The sequence below is a fragment of the Sphaerisporangium sp. NPDC004334 genome, assembly GCF_053602655.1.
This window is the reverse complement of sequence record NZ_JBSGDZ010000027.1, coordinates 1-22,346: the sequence shown is the minus strand read 5'-3', so window position 1 is coordinate 22,346 and position 22,346 is coordinate 1. Positions and strand designations below refer to the sequence as shown.

18 protein-coding genes and 1 pseudogene are annotated in these 22,346 nt (G+C 73.1%); 11 read left to right on the top strand and 8 right to left on the bottom strand.

All coding sequences use genetic code 11. The annotated features are described in order from the left end of the window. Window positions 1–184 precede the first annotated feature (184 nt). From ACWEN6_RS30570 to ACWEN6_RS30555, 4 genes are all read left to right on the top strand, one after another. A complete protein-coding gene (locus ACWEN6_RS30570; protein ID WP_452575038.1) occupies window positions 185–1,201 on the top strand; it encodes an NAD(P)/FAD-dependent oxidoreductase in 1,017 nt (338 codons plus the stop codon). Window positions 1,202–1,237: 36 nt separating this feature from the next. Further along, a complete protein-coding gene (locus tag ACWEN6_RS30565) occupies window positions 1,238–2,041 on the top strand; it encodes an inositol monophosphatase family protein (RefSeq protein ID WP_452575036.1) in 804 nt (267 codons plus the stop codon). A gap of 100 nt (window positions 2,042–2,141) precedes the next feature. Further along, window positions 2,142–4,922: an ATP-binding protein gene (locus tag ACWEN6_RS30560; protein ID WP_452575035.1), complete on the top strand. Its 2,781-nt coding sequence runs from the start codon at window positions 2,142–2,144 to the stop codon at window positions 4,920–4,922. Between the two features lie 74 nt (window positions 4,923–4,996). Continuing rightward, entirely contained in the window at window positions 4,997–5,248 is a 252-nt protein-coding gene (locus tag ACWEN6_RS30555) for a DUF4242 domain-containing protein (RefSeq protein ID WP_452575033.1), read from the top strand. A gap of 603 nt (window positions 5,249–5,851) precedes the next feature. Here the strand turns inward: ACWEN6_RS30555 and ACWEN6_RS30550 are convergent. Next, window positions 5,852–6,505 (bottom strand): SAM-dependent methyltransferase, encoded by a 654-nt coding sequence (locus ACWEN6_RS30550; protein ID WP_452575031.1) that lies wholly within the window; start codon window positions 6,503–6,505, stop codon window positions 5,852–5,854. 134 nt (window positions 6,506–6,639) lie between these two features. On the opposite strand from ACWEN6_RS30550, the gene ACWEN6_RS30545 reads away from it, so the two are divergent. From ACWEN6_RS30545 to ACWEN6_RS30515, 7 genes are all read left to right on the top strand, one after another. After that, the gene (locus ACWEN6_RS30545) at window positions 6,640–7,215 is read left to right on the top strand and encodes a helix-turn-helix domain-containing protein (RefSeq protein ID WP_452575029.1); all 576 of its coding nucleotides are present in this window, start codon (window positions 6,640–6,642) and stop codon (window positions 7,213–7,215) included. Window positions 7,216–7,319: 104 nt separating this feature from the next. After that, window positions 7,320–8,438, top strand: a complete 1,119-nt coding sequence (locus ACWEN6_RS30540) for a MerR family transcriptional regulator (protein ID WP_452575027.1) — start codon at window positions 7,320–7,322, stop codon at window positions 8,436–8,438. After that, window positions 8,435–9,721, top strand: a complete 1,287-nt coding sequence (locus tag ACWEN6_RS30535; protein WP_452575025.1) for an MFS transporter — start codon at window positions 8,435–8,437, stop codon at window positions 9,719–9,721. Before ACWEN6_RS30540 ends, ACWEN6_RS30535 begins: the two co-directional genes overlap by 4 nt. Window positions 9,722–10,029: 308 nt before the next feature. Beyond that, entirely contained in the window at window positions 10,030–11,382 is a 1,353-nt protein-coding gene (locus ACWEN6_RS30530; RefSeq protein ID WP_452575023.1) for a calcium:proton antiporter, read from the top strand. Window positions 11,383–11,773: 391 nt separating this feature from the next. Next, window positions 11,774–13,489 (top strand): ABC transporter ATP-binding protein, encoded by a 1,716-nt coding sequence (locus tag ACWEN6_RS30525; protein ID WP_452575021.1) that lies wholly within the window; start codon window positions 11,774–11,776, stop codon window positions 13,487–13,489. Then, window positions 13,486–15,342, top strand: a complete 1,857-nt coding sequence (locus ACWEN6_RS30520; protein ID WP_452575019.1) for an ABC transporter ATP-binding protein — start codon at window positions 13,486–13,488, stop codon at window positions 15,340–15,342. The genes ACWEN6_RS30525 and ACWEN6_RS30520 overlap by 4 nt, the downstream gene beginning before the upstream one ends. 134 nt (window positions 15,343–15,476) lie before the next feature. Next, on the top strand, window positions 15,477–16,133 hold the full coding sequence (locus ACWEN6_RS30515; protein ID WP_452575017.1) for a flavodoxin family protein: 657 nt from the start codon (window positions 15,477–15,479) through the stop codon (window positions 16,131–16,133). On the opposite strand, the gene ACWEN6_RS30510 is transcribed toward ACWEN6_RS30515, so the two are convergent. The 7 genes and pseudogenes from ACWEN6_RS30510 to ACWEN6_RS30480 form a co-directional block, all read right to left on the bottom strand. After that, window positions 16,076–16,630 carry a hypothetical protein gene (locus tag ACWEN6_RS30510; protein WP_452575015.1) on the bottom strand — a complete coding sequence of 185 codons (555 nt, stop codon included), beginning with the start codon at window positions 16,628–16,630 and terminating at the stop codon, window positions 16,076–16,078. The genes ACWEN6_RS30515 and ACWEN6_RS30510 overlap by 58 nt on opposite strands. Further along, complete coding sequence (locus ACWEN6_RS30505) at window positions 16,620–17,012, bottom strand: carboxymuconolactone decarboxylase family protein (RefSeq protein ID WP_354852562.1); 393 nt, start codon at window positions 17,010–17,012, stop codon at window positions 16,620–16,622. The genes ACWEN6_RS30510 and ACWEN6_RS30505 overlap by 11 nt, the downstream gene beginning before the upstream one ends. After that, window positions 17,009–18,223, bottom strand: a complete 1,215-nt coding sequence (locus ACWEN6_RS30500) for an MFS transporter (RefSeq protein WP_452575013.1) — start codon at window positions 18,221–18,223, stop codon at window positions 17,009–17,011. Before ACWEN6_RS30500 ends, ACWEN6_RS30505 begins: the two co-directional genes overlap by 4 nt. A gap of 7 nt (window positions 18,224–18,230) precedes the next feature. Continuing rightward, window positions 18,231–18,743, bottom strand: a complete 513-nt coding sequence (locus ACWEN6_RS30495; RefSeq protein ID WP_452575011.1) for an aromatic-ring-hydroxylating dioxygenase subunit beta — start codon at window positions 18,741–18,743, stop codon at window positions 18,231–18,233. Then, a complete protein-coding gene (locus ACWEN6_RS30490; protein ID WP_452575009.1) occupies window positions 18,740–20,059 on the bottom strand; it encodes an aromatic ring-hydroxylating oxygenase subunit alpha in 1,320 nt (439 codons plus the stop codon). Before ACWEN6_RS30490 ends, ACWEN6_RS30495 begins: the two co-directional genes overlap by 4 nt. After that, window positions 20,056–21,222, bottom strand: a complete 1,167-nt coding sequence (locus ACWEN6_RS30485) for a glycosyltransferase (protein ID WP_452575007.1) — start codon at window positions 21,220–21,222, stop codon at window positions 20,056–20,058. The genes ACWEN6_RS30490 and ACWEN6_RS30485 overlap by 4 nt, the downstream gene beginning before the upstream one ends. A gap of 501 nt (window positions 21,223–21,723) precedes the next feature. Continuing rightward, a pseudogene (locus tag ACWEN6_RS30480) lies at window positions 21,724–22,346 on the bottom strand (hypothetical protein); the annotation flags it as partial.

Sequence of the window (22,346 nt, the reverse complement as noted above, 5' to 3'; positions counted from 1 at the left end):
GCGGGCGGCGGTCGCCGCGGAGCCCGCCCGCGCCGGACCCGCCGTGCGGGCCCGTGAAGCGGCGCCGCGGGCGGCGCCGGGCCCTCGCATGCTTTGGCGGACTTTTACCTTGCCAGATCGGCAAGAGGGTTTGCCCGATCGGCGAACGGTGGCGGAGCATCTGCGGCGAACGGAGGTGCCGGACATGACCGACAGGCACGAACAGACGGCGCGGACCGCTCCCGACGAGCGGGAGCGGGACTTCGACGTGGTGGTGGTAGGCGGCGGGGCGGCCGGGCTGAGCGGGGCGCTGACCCTGGCCCGGGCGCGCCGCTCGGTGCTGGTGGTGGACGCGGGCGGTCCGCGCAACGCCCCCGCCGCGGCGGTGCACAACTACCTGGGGCGCGAGGGGACGCCGCCCGCGCGGCTGCTGGCAGAGGGCCGCGCGGAGGTCGCCCGGTACGGCGGCAGCGTCCTTTCCGGCGAGGTGATCGCGGTCGAACGGACCAAGGACGGCCGTTTCCGCGTGGTGCCGGCCGGCGGTTCGCCGGTCCGGGCGCGGCGGCTGCTGGTGGCGACCGGCCTGGCCGACGAGCCGCCCAAGGTGGCGGGACTGGCCGAGCGGTGGGGCCGCGACGTGCTGCACTGCCCGTACTGCCACGGGTGGGAGGTCCGCGACCAGCCGATCGCCGTGCTGGCGACCAGCGCCCTGGCCGCCGAGCAGGCCCTGCTGTGGCGGCAGTGGAGCCCGCGGGTGACCCTGCTGCTGCACACCGCGCCCGAGCCCTCGGCGGGCGACCGTGAGCGGCTGGCCGCCCGCGACATCGCCGTGGTCGAGGGCGAGGCGACCGGGCTGGAGGTCGGCGGCGACCGGCTGACCGGGGTGAGGCTGGCCGACGGCCGGGTGGTGCCCTGCACCGCCCTGGTGGTGATGTCGCACCTGTCGGCCCGCACCGGAGCGCTCGCGGGCCTGGGCCTGGAGCCGGTCGAGCAGTCCTTGGGCGGTCACGTCGTGGGCACCCGCCTCGACGCCGATCCCATGGGCGCCACCGGTGTGCCCGGAGTGTGGGTGGCCGGCAACGTCACCGACCTGATGGGCCAGGTCGTCACCGCGGCGGCGGCCGGGATGCGCGCGGCCGCGGCGATCAACGCCGACCTGGTCCAGGAGGAGACCCGCCTGGCCGTCGCCGCCCGCCGCGCCGCCCCTGTCCAGGACGGCTGAGGCGGCCACCCGCGCCGCGGCCTCTATGCTGCGCGCATGGCGATCACCGATGAGGAACTGGCCCGGACGGCGGCGCAGGCGGGAGCCGACGTCGTGCGCGCGATGTACGGCGCGTCGATGACGCGCGTACGCAAGTCCGGGGACGACTTCGCCACGGCCGCCGACATCGAGGCGGAGAAGGCCATCGTGGAGGTCATCCGCGCCGCCCGTCCGCACGACGCGGTGGTGGGCGAGGAGAGCGGGCGCACGGGCTCCGCCGGCGCGGAGCGGGTGTGGCTGGTCGACCCCCTGTGCGGCACGCTGAACTACGCCACGGGCGGCATGCTGGTCGCGGTGAACGTCGCCCTGCGCGAAGGGCCGGAGGTCACGGTGGCCGCCTGCGCCGACCCGTTCTCCGGGGAGGTGTTCTGGACCGGCGGCGAGCACGCCTACGTCCGCCGCGACGGCGTGGACCAGGCGCTGGCGCCCTCGGCGGAGTCGCGGCTGGTGGACCTCAACCTCGATCCGCCGTTCCCGAACCAGCCGGGCTTCCGCGCCGTCCGCGTGCTCGCCGACCCCGGCTTCGCCGCGCGGTTCCGGCCCCGCGTGGTCTCCACCACCCTGGCGGTGACCTGGGTGGCCGCCGGCCGGCGGGCCGCGTACCTCACCGACGGCCACCTGCGCGACAGCGTGCACTTCGCGGCCGGCATCGCGCTGTGCCGGGCCGCCGGCTGCGTGGTGACCGGTCTGCGCGGCGAGCCCGCGCACACCGGCGCGGGCGGTCTGGTCGTGGCGGCCGACCAGCCGACGCACGCCGCCCTGCTGGAGATCATCGCCGGCGGGTTCACCGCCGGCGGGTAGACCCCGTTCCCCGCTCCTCGCGCCCAGCGGCGGCCGCTCGTGCCGCCGGAGGCCGGGGCGATCCCGTACCGGCCGCGCGGCGGTGGCGGATACTACGGGGATGCGCTTGCTGGAGCGGGAGTCGTCGCTTGCGTCGCTGGCCGAGTACGCGGCCGAGGCCGCGCGGGGTGAGGGGCGGCTGGTCCTGGTCGCCGGCGAGGCGGGGGTGGGCAAGTCGGCGCTGGTCGAGCGCTTCCAGCGGGACCTGCCGTCGGCACGGTGGTCGTGCGACGGGCTGTTCACCCCGCGCCCGCTCGGGCCGCTGTTCGACCTGGCCGACCGGCTGGGCGGCCCCCTGCAGGAGCTGTGCCGCGCCGGAGCCGGCCGCGAGGAGCTGTTCCGGGGGCTGCTGCGCGAAGTCGGTGACCCGCACGCGCTGGACGCCGTCGTCGTGGAGGACGTCCACTGGGCCGACGAGGCCACCTTGGACCTGCTGAGCTTCCTCGGCCGGCGGCTGCGCGGCACCGGGCTGCTGCTCATCGCGACCTACCGGGACGACGCCATGGCGCCGTCCGATCCGCTGCGCGTCACGCTGGGCGGTCTGGCCTCGCAGCGGTCGACCCGGCGCATCGGCCTGGCGCCGCTGTCGGCGGAGGCGGTACGGGAGCTGGCCGCGGGCAGCGGCGCCGACGCCTGCGCGCTGCACCGGCTGACCGGCGGCAACCCCTTCTACGTGACCGAGGTCGTGCGGGCCGGCATGCACGCGCCCGGGTCATCACAGATCCCGGGTTCGGCGCGGGACGCGGTGCTGGCGCGCGCGGCGCGGCTGAGCGGCCCGGCCCGTCAGGTGCTCGACGTCGCGGCGCTGACCGGCACCAGGGTCGAGTCACGGCTGCTGGAGGCGGTGACCCCGTTCCCGGGCCCGGCCGTGGACGAGCTGCTGGCGTGCGGGCTGGTCGTCGGGGACGGCGAGTGGCTGCGGTTCCGTCACGAGATCGCCCGGCTGGCGGTGCAGGAGGCGGTGCCCGCCCACCGCGCCCGCACCGTCCACGGCCGGGTCCTCACCGCGCTCGAATCCCTCGGCTGCGACGACGACGCCCGGATGGCCTTCCACGCCGAGGCGGCCGGTGAGGCGGCCGCGGTCCTGCGTCACGCGCCCGCCGCCGCCCGCCGCGCGGCGTGGCTGTCCTCCCACCGCGAGGCCGCGGCGCAGTTCCGGCGGGCACTGCGCTTCGCGGCCGACACGGCCGGTACGGACGCCACGACCCTCGCCGAGCTGTGCGAGGGGCTGGCCGATGAGGCGGCGCTGCTCGACCAGTGGCACGAGGCCGCCGAGGCGTGCGAGCGCGCCCTGGTGGAGTGGCGCAAGGCGGGGGACCGGCTACGGGAGGGCGACGCGCTGCGGCGGCTGTCGCGCATCATGTGGAACATGTGCCACGGGGAACGGGCCCCCGCCGAGACCGCCGTGTCGCTCCTGGAGCCGCTCGGGCCGGGCGTCGAGCTGGCCTGGGCGTACGCCACCTACGCCAACCAGCGGATGCTGCGCTACGAACTGGACGCTGCGGAGGGGGCGGCGCTGCGGGCCCAGGAGCTGGCCGAGCGGCTCGGCGCCACCGACGTGCTCAGCGACGCGCTGAACACCCGCGCCGCGTGCGCCTGGGCCCGGGGCGGCGACTGGGAGGGGCTGATGCGCCGCGCGCTGGAGATCGCGCTGGCCGGGCGGCACCAGGACCAGGTGGGCAGGGCGTACGCCAACCTGGCCGCCCTGCACAACGGCCGGCGGCGGTTCGCCGAGGCCGAGCGCTACCTGGCCGAGGGCATCGCCTACTGCGACGAGCACGACCTCGCCTCCTACGGGACGTGCCTGCGCAGCGAGCGGTCCACCGTCATGGAACGCGACGGGCGCTGGGAGGAGTCGCTGTCGATCAGCACGGGCATCCTGGCCATGGTGGGCGCGTCCCCGTCCAACCGGCTGTGCACGGTGCGCAGGATCGGCTCGGTGCTGGCCCGCCGGGGTGAGCCGGGGGTGTGGGAGCACCTGGAGGAGGCGGCCGTGCTGGCCGACCGCACCGGCGAGCCGCAGCAGATCGTGCCCGTCCGGCTGAGCCGCGCCGAGGCGTGCTGGCTGGAGGGCAGGACGGGGGAGGCGCGCCGCGAGGCCGAACTGGCCCACGACGTCTCGGCCGGTTGCGACCCCTGGGACCGCGGCGCGGTCGCCGTCTGGCTGGTGCGGACCGGGTCCCCGCGTCCGCCGCAGGGGGAGGTGCCCGAGCCGTACCGGCTGGAGCTCGGCGGGGAGCCCGTCGCGGCGGCGCGGGCCTGGACCGAGCTGGACTGCCGCTACGACGCCGCGCTCGCCCTGTCCGGCGCCGGCGGCGAGCCGGAGCTGCGTGAGGCCCTGGCGGTGTTCACCGGCCTGGGCGCCTTCCCCGCGGCCCGCATCGTCCGTCAGGAGTTGCGCGGGCTCGGCGTCCGGTCGCTGCCGGCCGGGCCGCGGGCGGCCACCCGGGAGCATCCCTCCGGGCTGACCCGGCGCGAGCGTGAGGTGCTCGCCCTGGTCTGCGCGCAGCACACCAACGCCGAGATCGCCGCGAAGCTGTTCATCTCGGTCAAGACCGCGGGCCACCACGTCTCGGCGATCCTCGCCAAGCTCGGCGCCCCGAGCCGCGGCGCCGCCGCCGACCAGGCCGTCCGTCTCGGCCTTGCCGACGTCAAGGTCCCGGCGACGGCCGGTGGGACCAGGCAGGGGCCGGCCGGCCGGACGGTGGCCGGACCGGCCGGCGGCGCCGCGGAGGAGCCGGCCGGGCACGGCGGATCGGCCCGGACACCGGGGCCGCGTGGCGGCACGGCGGGGGCGCGTGGCGGCACGGCGGAAATCTGGGGAGCACGCGGCGCAACATAGGGAACCGCTCCCCATCCGGCCCCGCGGCCCCCGTCCCTACGGTTGGCGGGACTCACCACGAGACAGGAGCCGGAATGCCGCTCTACATGGATGTGCACACCATCGCCGGGGGCGTCGCGATGGCCGACGTCGCCCAGGCGCACAAGGCCGACCTGCAGCAGCAGGCGGGCCACGACGTCAGCTACCTGCGGTACTGGGTCGACGAGGGGCAGGGCAGGATCTTCTGCCTGGTCGAGGCGCCCTCGGCCGAGGCGGCGGCCGCGGTGCACCGCGCGGCGCACGGGCTGGTCGCCGACGAGATCTTCCAGGTACAGGAAGGCGGCTGACGGCGCCCAGGGCGCGCGACCGGCGGGACGGGCTCTGCTCCTGCGCCTATGGCGGGACGGGCTCCGCTCCCGCGCCCATAGGAAGGAACGCCGGGAAGAGCACCCTTGATCGGCAGGCACGTCATCCACGGGGGACGGGCGGCGCCTGACGGGCGGGGGCCTCTTCCTCGCCCTGCGGTGGTCGCACCAGGGGATCTTCGCCGCCGGTCCGTGCGAAAGCCGGCACAGCGAGAGTTCGGTGGCAGGAGCGCCGGCCGCATGTCCGTCCGGGGGGGACGGGCGGCGGTCGAGGCGTGCGCCGGTCGTCCTCCGACGGGGGCGGGCGACCGGCGGTCACCCTCGCAAGATCGCCACCGGGTCCCGGGGGCCGCCTGGCCGTGGGGCGGCCGGGAAATCAGAGGATCACAAGGGCGGGGCGAGGGAGTCCGGAGGCCAGGCGGGCAAGGGGTCGAAGCGTCGAGCCGGTGAAGGCACGAAGGGGGCAAGCCATCCGGGGGCACACGAGATCAGGAGGTCAGGGGAACAGGGAGGTCAGCGAAGTAGGCAGGTCAGGGAGGGCTGTCCGGGGGCAGGGGGAGGGGTCAGGGTCAGGGGGTCAGGGGGTCAGGGGGTCAGGCGGCGGATGGTGATGACGGTGTCGGTAACGGTGGCCGTCTGGACGTCCGGGCCGGTGGCCTGGCGCTGGGGACGGTCGAGGCGTTCGGGCCGCCAGCGGGCGGGGTCCAGACCGATCTCCCCGGCGATGTCCCCGGGGGCCGGGAAGTGGGCGTCAACATCGGGGTCCCAGGCCCAGGGGCGTGCCGAGCCGTGGTCGACGATGAGCAGGAGCCCGCCGGGCCTCAGCGCGTTCGCGGCCTGGCGGAGGACCCATGGGCGGGGGAACTCGAACGGCGTCTGCAGATACTGGGCGTTGACGAGGTCGAACGCGCCGGTGGGGAAGGTGCGGGCCAAGTCGTGCCGCTCGGTGGTGACGCGGTCGGCGACGCCGGTGGTGGCCGCGTGGGCGGTGGTGCGGCGCAGAGCGGTCGGCGAGATGTCGACGGCGGTCACCCGCCATCCGTGGGCGGCCAGCCAGACGGCATCCCCGCCCTCGCCGCACCCCAGGTCCAGCGCGGCGCCGGGCGCCAGGCTCCGCGCCGTCTCGGCCAGCAGGGGGTTGGGATCGCCCTTCCACACCTGCTCGCGGCCGCTGTAGAGGTTCTCCCAGAAGTCTCCGGCCTCGCCGGTGCGGCCGGCGCCGGGCGTGTCGTGGTGCATGAGGCCGCCTTTCTCGATGGTGGGGCGCGGGACGCCGAGATGGGGACCCGAGCGGGGGGCCGGACGTGGGCTCGATGGTGGCCTCGCCTCCGCGCCGGTTGCAATTCGTCGTGCCGTTTCGGCAAGGTGGGGCCATGGGAGAGCTGAAGGACGTCCTGGCGGCGATCGGCCCGAAGCTGCGCGAGCTGCGCAAAGGGCGCGGCCTCACGCTGGCGGAGCTGTCACGCACCACCGGCATCTCCGAGAGCACCCTGTCGCGGCTGGAGAGCGGCACCCGGCGGCCGAACCTGGAGCTGCTGCTCCCGCTCGCCCGCGCGTACGGGGTTCCCCTCGACGAGCTGGTCGGCGCGCCGCAGACCGGCGACCCGCGGGTGCATCTGCGCCCGGTGCGCCGCCACGGCATGACGATCGTGCCGCTGACCCGCCGGGTCGGCGGGGTGCAGGCGCACAAACTGGTCATTCCGCCACGGTGCGACGCCGCCGAGCCCGTCACGCAGACGCACGAGGGGTATGAGTGGCTCTACGTCCTGGACGGCCGCCTGCGGCTGCTGCTGGGCGAGCGCGATCTGGTGCTCAAGCCGGGCGAGGTGGCCGAGTTCGACACCCATGTCCCGCACTGGATGGGCCCGGCCGACGACCAAGCCGTCGAGCTGCTCGCCCTGTTCGGCCCGCAGGGCGAACGCGCCCACCTGCGCGCCCGCCCCATCTGACCGCGCGAGCGCCGGCCGGAACGGTGGCGCGGTGTTGACCTTTCCCCTGGGTGAAGCCACAGCATCGTCGGCACCGGCCGCGGTGGCCGGGACGAGGAGGACTGGTGGGGGAGCTGCTGACGATCGGGGCGTTCGCCCGGGCCGCCCGGCTGTCACCGAAAGCGCTGCGCCTGTACGACGAGCTCGGCCTGCTGCGGCCGGCCGCGGTCGACGGCGAGTCGGGATACCGGTTCTACGATCCGGCGCAGCTCGAGCGGGCCCGGCTGATCGCCTGGCTGCGCCGGGTGGGCATGCCGCTGGCCCGCATCCGCCGGGTGTGCGACCTGCCCGCGCCCGCGGCGGCCGAGGAGGTCGCCCGCTACTGGGACCAGGTGCGGGCCGAGACCGCCGCCCGTGGGCGCCTTGCCACCTTCCTCGTCGACTACCTGTCGGGAAGGGGTAGCGCCGTGGAGGACGCCGCGACCATGCTGGGCATCCGTTACGCCGCCCGGTCGGAGTCGGGCCTGGTGCGCACGAGCAACGAGGACACCGCCTACGCCGGCGCCCGGCTGCTGGCGGTGGCCGACGGCGTCCGCGGCCCGGGCGGTGACCGCGCGAGCGCGGCGGCCGTCGAGGCGCTCAAGCCGCTGGAGACCCTGGCCGTGCCGGCGGAGGGTCTGCTCGGCGCGCTCGCCGACGCCATCGAGGACGCCGAACGCGCTCTCAAGGACATCGCCGCCTCCACGCCCTCGGGCCAGGCGGTCACCACGCTGACCGCGTTGCTGTGGTCGGGGTCCCGGCTGGCGCTGGTGCACATCGGCGACACCCGGGCCTACCTGGTGCGCGGCGGGGAGCTGTTCCAGATCACCCAGGACCACACCTACGTGCGCTCGCTGGTCGAGGAGGGCAGGCTCACCGCCGAGGAGGCCGTCTCACACCCGCAGCGCTCGCTGCTGGTGCGGGCGCTCACCGGCGCCGGCGCCGCCGAGCCGGACCTGTCGCTGCACGAGGCCCTGGCCGCGGACCGGTACCTGCTGTGCTCGGACGGGCTGTCCACCGTCGTGCCCCCCGCGTCGCTGCGCGAGGCGCTGAACGGCCCCGGCGGCCCCGAGCAGGTGCTCGACACCCTGATCGCCGAGGCGTACGCGGCCGGCGCCCCCGACAACATCGCCTGCGTGGTCGCCGACGTGGTCAGGCTGGAGACCCCCGTCGCGGCCGGCCGTGACGGCGGGAGCGGACGGTGACCGCCGCGGCGGTCCGGTCGCTCGGCCTCCGCGCGGTCGACCGGCGCCCGCTGGCCATCGCGTCCTACCGGCGGCTGTGGACCGCCTCGGTGGTCTGCGCGGCCGGCGGCTCGTTCAGCGTGGTCGCCGTGCCCGCGCAGCTGTTCACGGTGACCGGTTCGTCGGCGGCCGTGGGCCTGGCCGCCGGGGTCTCGTTCGTCGCCCTGGTCGTGGCGGCGCTGTGGGGCGGCTGCCTGGCCGACGTCATGGACCGGCGCCGGCTGCTGCTGGCCGCCGATTGCGGGCTGGCGCTGACGTACGCGGGTCTGTGGATCCAGGCGGCGCTGGGCGCGACCTCGATCCCGGTCCTGCTGGTGCTGGTGGCGTGCCAGGGGCTGACCTACGGGGCGATCATGACCACGATGGGCGCCGTGGTGCCCCGCCTGGTCCCGGCCGAGTTGCTGCCGGCGGCGAACAGTCTCGGCACGCTGGTGCGCTATGCGGGGGCCATCTGCGGCCCGGTGCTGGCCGGCGCGCTGATCCCGCTCGTCGGGATCGGCCCGTTGTACCTGTTCGACGCCGTCGCCCTGACGGCCGTGGTGTGGGCCGTCGCCGCGCTGCCGCCCCTGCCGCCTCCCCTCGACGGCGCGGGGCGGCGCCGGAACCGGTCGGTGGCCGGGCAGGTGTGGGCGGGCTTCGGCCACCTGGCGGCGGGCCGGTTGCTGGTGGCGGTGCTGGCGGTGGATCTGGCGGCGATGGTCTTCGGCATGCCGGTGGCGCTGTTCCCCGAACTGGCCCGGCACACCTACGGCGGTCCTGCCGGAGGCGGCGTGGAACTGGGCCTGCTGTACGCCGCCTACCCGGCCGGGGTCTGCGCGGCCGGCCTGCTGTCGGGCACCTTCACCTACGCCCGCCGCCAGGGCGCCCTCATGGCGGCGGCCGCCGCCGTGTGGGGCCTGACCGTCGTGGTCCTCGGGCTGGCGCCGCATCTGTGGGCGGCTCTGGCGGCGCTCGTCCTCGGCGGCGCGGCCAACTGCGTGCTGAGCGCCTTCCGCAACGCCATCACCCAGGCGCACACCGACGACGCCATGCGCGGCCGAATCCAGGGAGCACTCACCGTCGTGCTCATCGGCGGGCCGCAGATCGCCAACCTGGTGCACGGGGCGGCTGCCGCGGCGTACGGCCCCCGCACGGTGGTCTGCGCCGGCGGCCTGCTCACCACCGCGACCGTGGCGGCGATCGCCTGGGCCGCCCCCCGGCTGCGGCACTACACCACCGGGCATCCGGCCGGCGCAGGCCCATGACGACCGGCCAGGCGATCCGGCGCCGCGCGAGGCGCTGCTCGCCGCCGGCGTGCTCTACCTCCTGCTGACCGTCTTCGACCGCACGCTCGGCCGCGCGGCGGCGACGGAGGCCGGCGCGGCGAGATGGACGTCACATAAAGGACATCGCTGAGCTGGTCATGGCCGCGGCGGACCGGGCGTGGCGGTGTGATGCCGCAGCCCACGGGCACGCGCGCGGGGGCCGCCGGTGACCACGCCGCCTAGAATGGCAGGCGGTACGGTCGCCGGCGGGGGAGTGCACCGGCCATCTCAATCGACGGGGGCTCGTGGTGAACACTCCGCCGGTCGCGGCCACGACCGCCCGCTCGCCGCTGGATCTGGCCGCCGCGATCGTGCCGATCGTGGCGGTCCTCGCACTCGGCGCGGTGTGGGGGCGCGACCTGCCCGCCGTCGTGGAGGTCGTCGTCGTGGCGCTGCTGGCCGCCTCGGTGCTGGCCGCGGTCCATCACGCCGAGGCGGTCGCCCACCGTGTCGGAGAGCCTTTCGGGTCGCTGGTCCTCGCGGTCGCCGTCACCATCATCGAGGTCGGACTCATCATCACCCTGATGATCTCCGGCGGCCCCGCCACCGCCGCCCTGGCCCGCGACACCGTCTTCGCCGCCGTGATGATCACCTGCAACGGCATCGTCGGGCTGTCACTGCTGATCGTGACCCTGCGCTCGCGCACCGCGCGGTTCAACCCCGAGGGCACCGGCGCGGCCCTGGCGACCGTCATCACTCTGGCGACCCTCTGCCTGGTGCTGCCCGCCTTCACCACCAGCGCCCCCGGCCCGGAGTTCTCCACGCCGCAGCTGGCCTTCGCCGCCGTGGCGTCCCTGATTCTGTACTCGTTGTTCGTTTTCGTGCAGAACGTCCGCCACCGCGAGTCCTTCCTCACCGCCACCACGGCCGTCGCCCCATCTGCTGCACCTGCTCCATCCGCCCCGCCGGCGCCGCCCGCCGCTCGCCCTGCCCCGCCCGCACCGGCCGCTCCCGCCGCCGCCCCGCCGGTCCCTGCCCGCGCGCCCGAGGGCGCCCGTCCCACGGGGGAACCGCCCACCGGAGAACGCCCCCCCGGGGAACGGCCCTCCGGGGAACCGCCGGCCGCCCCCATCGTCCCCGGCGCCGGCTCCCAGGGCTCCAAAGGCCCCGAAGGCCCCAAGGGCTCCGGTGGCCCGGTCTCGGCGGCCGGCGCCCCCCTGATCAGCCTCGCCCTGCTCATGGCCGCGCTCGTCGCCGTCGTCGGCCTGGCCAAGGTCGAGTCGGGGACCATCGAGCACACCGTCGCCGCCGCCGGGCTGCCCCACTCCGTCGTCGGCGTCGTCATCGCGCTGCTGGTGCTGCTCCCCGAAACCCTCGCCGCCGCCCGCAACGCCCGCCGCGACCGCGTCCAGATCAGCCTCAACCTCGCCCTCGGCTCCGCCATGGCCAGCATCGGCCTGACCATCCCCGCCATCGCCGTGGCCTCGATCTGGCTCGGCGGCCCGCTGCTGCTCGGGCTCGGCGCGACCCAGATCGTGCTGCTCACCCTCACCGCCGGCGTCGGCATCCTCACCGTCATGCCCGGCCGCGCCACCCTCCTGCAGGCCGCCGTCCACCTCGCCCTGTGCGCCGCCTACCTGTTCCTGGCCGCCAATCCCTGACCGGCCCGCGTCAACGGGCGGCCTGAGCGCCGCCGGCATCGGCGCCGGGCCCGAGGGCGGCGCCGATGCGCCGGAGTGGGGCGGGTCCGCCGAGTGGGTATGCCAACACCGGACCACCCGCCCGGGATGCCGGGAATCGCGCGCGTGTCGAAAATCGGTTGCTCGGGGGAGTAGAAGGCTTGGAGGGTGAAGGTGACGCCCGCGGCCGTGGCTGCCCACGCGCGCCCCCGAAGCCGCCGCGACACCCCTCGAGCGCCCGTCCGCCCTGTCCATCGCGCCTACCCCTAAGGAATGCCGCTTCCTCATGCCCTCCGACGGTACAGACCCAGGCCCTGCCCCCGACTCCCCGGACAAGCGCCGCGGAACAAGATCCCGCTCACTGCGGCGGCTCATGCCCTACCTGCGCCCCTACGTCCCCCGACTGGTCACCATCTGGCTCGCCACCATCGCCGGCATCGCCACCAGCACCGCGATCCCTCTGGTCGGCAAGGACATCATCGACGGCCCGGTCGGCCACGGCCACGGCGACGCCCTGCTCCCGCTCGGACTGCTCGCCCTCGCCCTCGGCGTCACCGAGGCGTTTTTGACCTTCGTACGCCGGTGGATGCAGACCAAGGCCGTGCTCGGCCTGGAGACGGCCATCCGCGACGACCTCTACCGGCACCTGCAACTGCTGCCGATGAGCTTCCACGGCGAATGGCAGTCGGGCCAGCTTCTGTCGCGCGCGACGACCGACCTGTCGACGATCAGGCGGTTCTCCGGATTCGGCCTGCTGTTCCTGGTCATGAACATCCTGCAACTGGCCACGGTGACCGTGCTGCTCATGCGGATGTACTGGCCGCTCGGCCTGCTCATCGTCGCCGCCGCGGTGCCCATCTTCGCGGTGTCGTTGCGGTTCGAGAAGAAGTACCGCCGCATCTCCCGCGACGTGCAGGACATGCAGGGCGACATCGCCACCTACGTGGAGGAGGCCGCGCTCGGGATCCGGACGATCAAGGCGTTCGGCCGCAGGCCGCATGTGTTCTCCGAGTTCGACGCCGCCGCGCGGAAGGTTCACCGGGTCTCGATGGACAAGGTCCGCCTGGCGTCGCGTTTCTTCACCTTCCTTGAGGTGATCCCCAACGTCACCCTGGCCATGGTGCTCCTGCTGGGCGCGCTGGCCGTCGGCGCCGGGTCGCTCACGCTCGGCACGCTGGTGGCCTTCACCACGCTGATGCTCCAGCTGGTGTGGCCGATCGCGTCGCTGGGCTACATCCTGGCCATGGCCCAGGAGGCGATGACCTCCGCCGACCGCGTCATGGAGGTCCTGGACACCGAGCCGGAGATCGTCGGCGGCGTGGAGGTGATCGAGCGGCCGCGCGGGCACCTGCGGTTCGAGGGCGTCGGCTTCCGCTTCGCCGGGGACGACCGGCCGGTGCTGCGCGACGTCTGGCTGGAGGTGCGCCCGGGCGAGACGGTCGCGATCGTGGGGGCGACCGGCTCGGGCAAGACGACGCTGACCGCCCTGGTGCCGAGGCTGGCCGACGTCACCGCGGGCCGGGTCACCATCGACGGCCGCGACATCCGCGACCTGGAACTGCCGGCGCTGCGGTCGGTGGTCGCCACCGCCTTCGAGGAGCCGACGCTGTTCTCGATGAGCGTGCGGGAGAACCTCACCCTCGGCCGGGGCGAGGCGAGTGACGACGAACTGCGCGAGGCGCTCGAGATCGCCCAGGCCACCTTCGCCTACGACCTTCCCTGGGGGCTCGACACCCGCATCGGCGAGCAGGGCATGTCCCTGTCGGGCGGCCAGCGCCAACGGCTCGCCCTGGCCCGCGCGGTGCTCAGCCGGCCGAGGATCCTGGTGCTGGACGACACTCTGTCGGCCCTCGACGTCGAGACCGAGGCTCTGGTCGAGCAGGCGCTGCGCGCGGTGCTGGCGGAGGCGACGGGCCTGGTGGTGGCGCATCGCGCCTCCACCGTGCTGCTCGCCGACAAGGTCGCTCTGCTGCGCGAGGGCACCATCACCCATGTCGGCCGGCACCAGGAACTGCTGTCGACGGTCCCGGAGTACCGGGAACTGCTCGCGCAGGACGCCGACCTCGACCAGCGGGAGGCGCTGCGATGACCCCCGTGAACGCGGGCGCGCCGGCGGGCGCGCCGGTCGAACCCGGGCGCTGGCGCGGCGTCGCCGCGGAGAAGAAGGAGGACCTGCCCGACAAGGTGTCGGTGCTGCTGCGGGCGCGGTCGCGGCGGCTGCTCGGCGACCTGCTGCGCCCCCACCGCAGGGCCATCGCCACGCTGATCGCGGTCATCGTGCTCTCCAGCGCGGCCGGCCTGGCGATCCCGTACCTGGTGAAGGTGGGCATCGACGCCGGCATCCCGCCGATGCTGCGGCACCAGGGCGCCGGGACGCTGGTCGCCTCGGTCGCGGCGATCCTGGCCGCGACGCTGACCCAGGCGTTCACCCGCCAGGCGTTCCTGCAGATCTCCGGGCGGATCGGCCAGGACATCCTGCTGGAGCTGCGCCGCCGCGTCTTCGACCACTTCCAGCGGCTGTCGCTGGCCTTCCACGAGCGCTACACCTCCGGGCGGGTCATCGCCCGGCTCACCTCCGACATCGACGCGATCGCCGAGATGCTCCAGTCGGGCTTCGACAGCATCGTCACCGCCGTGCTCACCCTGTTCGGCACCGCGGGTCTGCTGCTGGTGCTCGACCTGCCGCTCGGCGCGGTCGCCCTGGTGCCCCTGCCGGTCCTTCTGCTGTTCACCCGGTGGTTCCGGCGCGAGTCCAGCATCGTCTACCGCCGGACCCGCGAGGCGGTGGCGCTGGTCATCGTGCACTTCGTGGAGTCGATGACCGGCATCAGGGCGGTCCAGGCGTTCCGCAGGGAGCCGCGCAACCAGGAGATCTTCCAGGAGCTCAACACCGGCTACCGGGACGCCAACGCCGGCAGCATGCACCTGGTCGCGGTGTTCATGCCGGGCATCAAGCTGATCGGCAACATCACCGTCGCGGTGGTCCTGCTGTACGGCGGCTGGCTCGCGCTGCACCACGCGGTCACCGTCGGCGTGCTGGCCGCGTTCCTGCTGTACCTGCGGCAGTTCTACGAGCCGATGCAGGAGATCTCCCAGTTCTACAACACCCTGCAGTCGGCCGGCGCGGCGCTGTCCAACCTGTCCGGCGTGCTGGAGGAGCGGCCCGCCGTGGCCGAGCCCGGGCGTCCGGTCGCGCTGGAGCGTCCGCTCGGCGAGGTGCGGTTCGAGGCCGCCGAGTTCTCCTACATCGACGGCGTGCCGGTCCTGCCCCGGCTGGACCTGTCGATCCCTCCTGGGCAGATCGTCGCGGTGGTCGGCGCGACCGGCGCGGGCAAGACCACCGTGGCCAAGCTGATCGCCCGCTTCTACGACCCGACGGCCGGCCGCGTCCTGCTCGACGGGGTCGACCTGCGCGACCTGGAGGAGGCCACGCTGCGGCGGGCCGTGGTGATGGTGACGCAGGAGAACTTCCTGTTCACCGGCACGGTGGCGGACAACATCAGGTTCGGCCGTCCGGACGCCACCCTGGCCGACATCGAGCAGGCGGCCCGCGCGATCGGCGCGCACGAGTTCATCGCGGCGCTCCCGGAGGGGTACCAGACCCAGGTCGGCAAGCGCGGCGGCCGCATGTCGGCCGGTCAGCGGCAGCTGGTGGCCTTCGCCAGGGTCTTCCTGGCCGACCCGGCCGTGCTGATCCTGGACGAGGCGACCTCCAGTCTGGACGTCCCCAGCGAGCGCCTGGTCCAGCGCGCCCTGCGCACCGTCCTGGCCGGGCGCACCGCCCTCATCATCGCCCACCGCCTGTCCACGGTGGAGATCGCCGAACGGGTGCTGGTCATGGAGGCCGGCCGCGTCGTCGAGGACGGCCCCCCGCAGCGTCTCATCGGCGAAGCCGGCCGTTACGCCGACCTGCACCGGGCCTGGCTCGACAGCCTGGCATGACCTGGGAAGGGGTCCGGCCTTCGCCGGCCCCCTTCCGCAGGCACACCCGAGGTGGGTATTTTGAGGCTGCCTCAGTGCGCAGCCACGGGGGCTTCGTCAGGTGCCCGTCTTGGGCGGACAGAGGAGGCCCTTACGTGAAGATCGTCGCGTTGTCCTGTACGCAGAAGCGTCTGCCGTCGCTGACCGACGCCCTGCTCGAGGCGGCGATCAGCGGCGTCGTCCGGGAGGTCGGTGACGCCCAGATCCAGCACATCCGGTTGATCGACCACCGCATCGCGATGTGCGAAGGCGAGGACACCTGCCTTGATCCCGAGGTGGGCCGATGCACCCTCGACGACGACTTCGAGCACGTCGTCGATCTGGCCGAGGGCGCGCAGGGGATGCTGCTGGCCATGCCGGTGTACGCCGGGAACGTGCCCTCCGTGCTGAAGATCTTCCAGGAGCGCCTGAAGAGCTTCATGAACGCCACGCACCGCCCGTTCGGCAACCTGCTGGTGGGCACCATCGTGCATTCGCGCACGATGCTGACCGAGCCCGCACTGGGATCGTTGTTCCCGTGGTTCCTGCGCCTGCGCAACAAGAACATCGCGTCGGCGTGCTTCACCCAGAGCGGTCATCAGGATCTGACCCGCACCGCGGCGCTCGACATGTGTGTGGCCGTGGGCCGGCAACTCGGCATGACGCTCGAGGGCAGCCGGTCGCCGGCCGACGGCCGCACGGCGCTGCCGGTGCTTCAATCGCCGGCGCGTCCGCGCTGCGGTGACCCGGCCGCGTCCTCTCCTTCCGCCTGAGCGGGCTCCGCGCGCCAGGTGCACCCGTCGCCCGCCTGCTCGCACGACACCGTGACCTCCGGTTCCACGTAGCGGGCGGCGATGGCGGTGTTGAGTTCCTGGCAGTAGGAGCACGGTGAGGAGAACGTCAGGACGACGCCGGCGCGGGCGGCCCGTTTGCGGTACCGCAGGATCCCGCAGTCGGCGTTGCGCAGGACGGTGCCCGAGGGCCGGGGCTCACTGGTCACCGCCGAGTCGTACAGCATCAGCTGACGCTGCAGCCGGGTCATGAAGTGATCGGTGGCGGAGACTCCGGCGGGCCGTTGCGCCTGCAGGAGCTTGGCGGTGATGCGGGAGTTGGCCTGGATCCACGCGGCCAGCCCTTCCTCGCCGTGCTCTCCCAGGACGAACTCCTCCGCGGCGGCCTGGGCCTCGAAGAACCGCTGGCGCCACAGGTCGACCTTCTCGGCCGGGTCGAGGGCAGAGGGTTCAGTGGTCGCAGCAGGTTCAGTGGTCATGGTCGGCGTCCTTCCCGCTGTCGCCGTCTAACTCGGCGAAGACCTCCTGGGCGACGCGCAGCCCGTTGTTGGCGACCGGCCAGCCACCGTAGTAGGCGAGCTGGATGATGACTTCGATGATCTTCTCCCGCGACATCCCCAGGTGCAGGGCGGCACCGATGTGGCCGCGCAGCTCCCAATCGGTGCGAGCCAGCGCCACCGCGGTCAGCGCGACCAGTTCGCGCTCGTGGACGCTCAGGTGCGGGCGGGTCCAGATCTCACCGAACAGGTGGTCGACGGTGATCCGCAGGAACTCCGGGTAGGAACCCGGACGCGGCTCGCGGCCGAAGACCTGCTTGAACATGGCCTCACCCTGCTCATGCCGGGCAGAGGGCTGGTTCATCGATCAACTCCTTGGTTTTGGCCGACAGTTGTCAACGTCCACGACGCCACGAAGGCGACGGCCAGCAACGCGGCGCCGCTGCCGAAGGCGGCCGGAACACTCACCCGCTCGGCGATGAGGCCGACCAGGACCGGTCCGACCACGGCGCCGGCATCGATGCACATCGAGAAGACGGCGACGCCACTGCCGCCCCGGCCGGCGACGACGTCGCCGATCAGCGCGGCCGGTGCGGCGTTGAGCAGCGCCGTTCCCGCCGCGTACACACTGAGCAGGACGACCAGCCAGGCGTAGTCGTCCACGAACACCAGGGCCGTGATCGCCGCCGCGGCCACACCCGTGCCGGCGATCATGGCGGGCCGGCGGCCGGCGCGGTCGACGACCCGGCCGGCCGGCACGATCAGCAGCGTCTGGACGACGGTGGATATCGTGAACGCCCACCCGACCCACGTCACGTCATGCCCCCACGCCACGACCACCGCGGGGATGAGTGCGCCGCGCAGGCCGAACAGGACCCATCCCTGCGCCAGCGCCGCGAGGCAGGCCACCACGTAGCGCCGATCCCGCAGCAGCGCCGGTAGCCCGACCACCTCACGGCCGTGCTCGGCGCCGGCGGTTCCACCGGTGCGCAGCACCGTCAGGGTCAGCGCCGCGGCGGCCAGCAACAGCACGGCGTAGACCATGAACGGCGCGGACAGGGTGACGGAGGCAAGGAGCCCGCCCAGTGCCGGCCCGCAGATCCCGCCGAGCACGAAGCCCGTTTCGAACACGGCGCCGGCCCTGCCCCGCTGGTCGTGCGGCGCGACCGCGAGCAGGGTCGCCAGCGCGGACACCGAGAACAGCACCGAGCCGACGCCGCCGAGACCGCGGAACACCAGTAGTTGTCCGTAGGACCCGGCGAACGCCATCAGGGCCGAGGAAAGCGCGCTGAGCAGCAGGCCGGCGACCAGCACCCGCCGCTCGCCGAAACGAACTCCGAGCCGGCCGCACAACGGGCTGGTGGCCAGCCGCAGGAACGCGAACAGAGCGACGATCGCTCCGATCTGGGCGGGCCCGGCCCCGAACGTCGCCGCGTACACCGGGAGCACCGGGACCACCAGCCCCAGGCCCAGCATGACGCAGCCACCGACGACACTGAGGACGTAGACCTCGCGCGGGAGACTCGGCCGGGCGGTGGCAACGGGTGGGGCGCCGCCGGGGCCCGCCGCGGTCACCGTCCGCTCACAGGATGATGCTGAGCTTTCCGTGCTCGTACAACGTCTCGTGGTCGAGCACCACGACCCGTCTCCTGATCCGGAACGACTCGCCCTCGATCACGAGCTCGAACCGGCATTTTCCGACGTAGGTGTCAGAGCGCCCGTGCCCGAACCGGTACACGACGACATTCGCCGCCACGTCCAGGTGCGTGCCCCGGTCGGTCAGGATCTCCACGTTGCCGATCATGCGGTTCGTGCGCGACCGAGGGTTCTCGCACCACACCTCGCCGTTGAGGAGTTGTTCGATCCGCTGGCGTAGCCGGGCGGCATCGTCGTCGATGAGCCCGAGCGCGTCGGCCCTCTCGCCGCGGACATCGGTGGCCGGCACCGAGTAGCGGATGTCGCCGGTCAGCATCTCGTCGTACCACTCGCGCAGGCGCCACTCGTCGAGCAGCCGCGCCTCACGGAAAAGGAACCGGCTCACCTGGTGCCACAGCCGCACCTGGGCCGTTTCGTCGACCGTCAGCTCGGTGGTCATCGTGATCGCGCCCCTCGCATCTCGGGCCGGTGGGCGACCTCGAGGTGACCGTCGTCGCCGTGCATCAGCCGGTCCCACTGCCGCCAGAACTCGCGGGCGGGAAGCTCGTCGGTCGTCTCCGGGACCTCCTTGTTCATGCCGCGTGACAGGTCCGAGTAGCGGACCGTGCGGTTGAGGTAACCCCGCTGGCACGACTCGACGATCTCGATGTCGTCGGGAGTGGCGAAGCCGGCGGGGCCGAGGAAGGTCAGGTAGTGACTCTTGCGCAGTTCCCGGATGTCCGGGTCCTCGTCCTTGGGGGCCAGGGCGACCGAGGTGATGGCCATCTGGCCGGCGCCGACCGGGTCGATCTTGCGAATCGTGATCGCGATCGCGTCGATGATCATCAGGTTGGGGAAGATCAGCACCGCGCGATTGGTGCCGGTGATCCGTTCGGCGCGTTCGGCGCCGAACCGGTCGACGAACCGTGCGGCCGTCGCCTCGATCCGCGGCCGGACCTCCTCGCCGAACATCGGCGTCCAGTAGGCGAGCGGGCGGGCCGCCGCCGGTGGCAGCTCGTTGGCACCATGTCCCAGTCCGAGGGCGCGGCCGAAGCCGCCTCGCCGTCGCGGTGGCACCGACCCCAGCGACTCCATGTAGCCGACGTAGCGCTTGTGCAGGGCCCGGAAGTGGTAGATGTCGACGCTGTTCTCCATCATGAGCTTCCAGTTGGCCCGAGCCCCGTGGAGTTGCGCGCCTTGGATCACCTCCATCCCGACCTCGGACTGGTCGTCGATCAGATCGAGGTACTCCGTCGCACCCGCCAGGTACTCGGTCAAGGTGCGCGGCTGCTCCGGATCGAAGGTGAGGAACACGAAACCGCGGTAGGTGTCACTACGGTGCCGAGCCAGGCCGAAGTCCGCCTTGCGGAAGCCCGGCCCGTACCCGTCCGGGATCGGGACCCCGACCAGGTCGCCCTGGTTGGAGAAGGTCCAGTCGTGGTACGGGCACCGGAACGATCGGGTCTGCCCGGCCGGCTGCGAGCAGATCAGAGCCCCGCGGTGCGTGCAACTGTTGGCGAACACCCGGACCACCCCGTCGGACCCGCGCGCCATGACCACCGGGCGCCCGCCGACGTCGCGCGCCACGTAGGAGCCCGGCCCGGGCACCTCCGATTCGTGTCCGACGTACAACCAGCAGCGATCGAAGATCCTGGTCATCTCCTGTGCGGCCAGGTCCTCGTCGGTGTAGGCGCGGCGATCAACCTGGAACGAGAGGCGCTCCAGATCATCGATCACGATCGGGTCGCCCACCGGCCGCTGCAGTTCGATCGTCACTGCTGCCCCTTTCGCTGTAACGTCTCGACCGTGCTGAGGACCAGCTCGGTCGTGCGCGCGGCGGAATCGCCGCACTCCGGCTGCGCGGCGCGCAGCCGGGCCCGGTAGCCCTGGGCTGGATCGAGCAGATCGGCGATGGCGTCGGCGACCGTCTGCTCGGTGACGCCGGCCGGCTCCAACGCCGTCCCGAAGCCCGCGCTGGCCACGAAGTACGCCTGGATGGGCTGATCGACGGCCAGCGGAATCACCAGCATCGGTGTGGCCGCCCTGATCGACTCGGCCACGGAGTTGTATCCGCCATGGGTGATGAACACATCGGCGCGCTCGAGCACCTCACGTTGCGGCAGATACGGGGCGGTGAGCACCTCGTCGGGCAGCGCGAGCTCCTCGGCGAGATCTCCTACCGAGGCGATCACCTGGGCGCCGGTCGCCGCCGCCCCGATGATCACCGTGCGCAGAAGGTCCGGCCGCCGGTAGAAGATCGTGCCGAAGGAGACGTACACCACCGGGCGGCCGGGGTCGATCTGATCCAGGCCCGAGAAGGCGACCTCGTCGCCGCGGGTCCCCGCCGCACCGGGCAACCCGACCAACTGCACACCGTCGTCGGTGACCCCGTCCTCCCCGACGAGAGCGGGGATCGTCGGCATCAGATTGAGGATCGGCGAACGCGCCGAATGAGTCAGGGTCGACCACGCCACCCCGTGCCTGGTCAGATAGTCGCCGACCTGCTCGTCGTACGCCCAGCGGCCTTGTCGATGCTTGGCCGGGCATACTCCGCCCAGGTTGGCCCAGATCATCCCGTACGGCACGCCGGACGCCTGTGCGCCGACCATCGCCGACGCCGTGACCGGCAGCGAATCGACGAGCACGAAGTCCGGCGCCGTCGCACCGAGGGTGTCGGCCGTCTGCTCTGCCACCGGCGACGACTCGAGCATCGGGCCGATCTTCGCCGGGTCGCCGCTCCACGGCGCCATCTGAACCTGCCCGATCGCGTGGACCTGTGCCTTGCCCAAGGCCTGGCGACGCCGCTCGTCGAGCGCACCACCGTCCGCGGACAACAGCAGCAGCGCGACCTCACTGCCGGCGGCCTGGAGCGCATTGACCACCGGAATATAGGGGTTCAGGTGACCATGCTGAGTCGTGGTGAGCAGGGCTACGCGCATCAAATCTCCGATTCATCGAGAAAAGACGAGACCGACTCGACATTTGGCTATGGACGCACCACGGCAGCCACGACCGCGACACCCTCCTGCCTTCGGAAACGAGTCGAGACGGCGACGCATGAACGGCGGAACTCCGCCCCCGGACAGGCGAGAACACCCGGCAGGCGAAAGGGACCGTCAACGTCCAGGTACTTTGCTACGAGCGGTTACTGCCACGAGGCTCTACGCATTACCCATCATCGGTGAGGGGACAACACATCGATTGACGCTACTCGGAACAACCTCGAAACAACCGGGGTCACCACCTGCCCCCCAGGAAGTTTCGCCGCGATATGCGATCGATGTCAACGCCTCGCAATTCCCGGTTATCCCTATTATGTTGGACGCCACTTCGGCCGGGCTCCGCCTCGGCCTGCGACCGGCGCCGCGCCGGCTCGGCCGGCACCGTCGCCGGCCGTGCATGGTCTGACCGGGAGCGTTCAACGCCCGCTCGACGACAGGCTACGAACCCTTGGGGCAGGGCTTTTTGTAGGCGATGGTCACCGTGGCGCTGCCGGAGCCCTCGGCGCCCTTGTTCCGCCCCCACCAGGTGATGGTGAGGTAGGTGCTCAGCGGCCGGTCGCAGTCCGACCTCGTGCCCGGCGTCAGGCCGCCGAGGGTGAGGCGGAACCGGCCGCGCTCGCCGTCGCGGAGGGTGCCGCCGGACGGTGAGGCGGTGACGTAGGCGGACCCGGCCGCGCTCCAGCGGACGGTCCCCGAAGTGGAGGTGATCGACGCCGTGCCGTGCCTGGCGTACCCCACGTCCACGGTGCCGGCGACGCTCACGAACGGCGGGGCCGGTGACGCCGAGGCGGCCCGCGGCGGAGGGCTCTGCCCGGGCGTGGACGCCTGCCCGGGTGTGGGCTTCTGCTCGGGCGTGGACTTTCGGGCCGACGTGGGCTTATGTGCCGGGGTGGGCGCCGCGGTGGTCTTCGGGGAAGACGGGGGAGGCGGCGGTGAGTCGAGCAGGGGTGGCAGGGACTCGCCCGGGGTGATGACGACCGTGCCGCCTGCGGCTTCGACGTCGACCGGTCCTCCGGTGCGGGCGGCGGGGGCGAAGATCAGCGACCAGACCACTCCGGCGG

Bases quoted from the DNA above. Each gene is read 5' to 3' on its own strand.
- ACWEN6_RS30570 (WP_452575038.1), top strand. From the start codon at position 185: ATGACCGACAGGCACGAACAGACGGCGCGGACCGCTCCCGACGAGCGG.
- ACWEN6_RS30565 (WP_452575036.1), top strand. From the start codon at position 1,238: ATGGCGATCACCGATGAGGAACTGGCCCGGACGGCGGCGCAGGCGGGA.
- ACWEN6_RS30560 (WP_452575035.1), top strand. From the start codon at position 2,142: ATGCGCTTGCTGGAGCGGGAGTCGTCGCTTGCGTCGCTGGCCGAGTAC.
- ACWEN6_RS30555 (WP_452575033.1), top strand. From the start codon at position 4,997: ATGCCGCTCTACATGGATGTGCACACCATCGCCGGGGGCGTCGCGATG.
- ACWEN6_RS30550 (WP_452575031.1), bottom strand. From the start codon at position 6,505: ATGCACCACGACACGCCCGGCGCCGGCCGCACCGGCGAGGCCGGAGAC.
- ACWEN6_RS30545 (WP_452575029.1), top strand. From the start codon at position 6,640: ATGGGAGAGCTGAAGGACGTCCTGGCGGCGATCGGCCCGAAGCTGCGC.
- ACWEN6_RS30525 (WP_452575021.1), top strand. From the start codon at position 11,774: ATGCCCTACCTGCGCCCCTACGTCCCCCGACTGGTCACCATCTGGCTC.
- ACWEN6_RS30520 (WP_452575019.1), top strand. From the start codon at position 13,486: ATGACCCCCGTGAACGCGGGCGCGCCGGCGGGCGCGCCGGTCGAACCC.
- ACWEN6_RS30510 (WP_452575015.1), bottom strand. From the start codon at position 16,630: ATGACCACTGAACCTGCTGCGACCACTGAACCCTCTGCCCTCGACCCG.
- ACWEN6_RS30505 (WP_354852562.1), bottom strand. From the start codon at position 17,012: ATGAACCAGCCCTCTGCCCGGCATGAGCAGGGTGAGGCCATGTTCAAG.
- ACWEN6_RS30495 (WP_452575011.1), bottom strand. From the start codon at position 18,743: ATGACCACCGAGCTGACGGTCGACGAAACGGCCCAGGTGCGGCTGTGG.
- ACWEN6_RS30485 (WP_452575007.1), bottom strand. From the start codon at position 21,222: ATGCGCGTAGCCCTGCTCACCACGACTCAGCATGGTCACCTGAACCCC.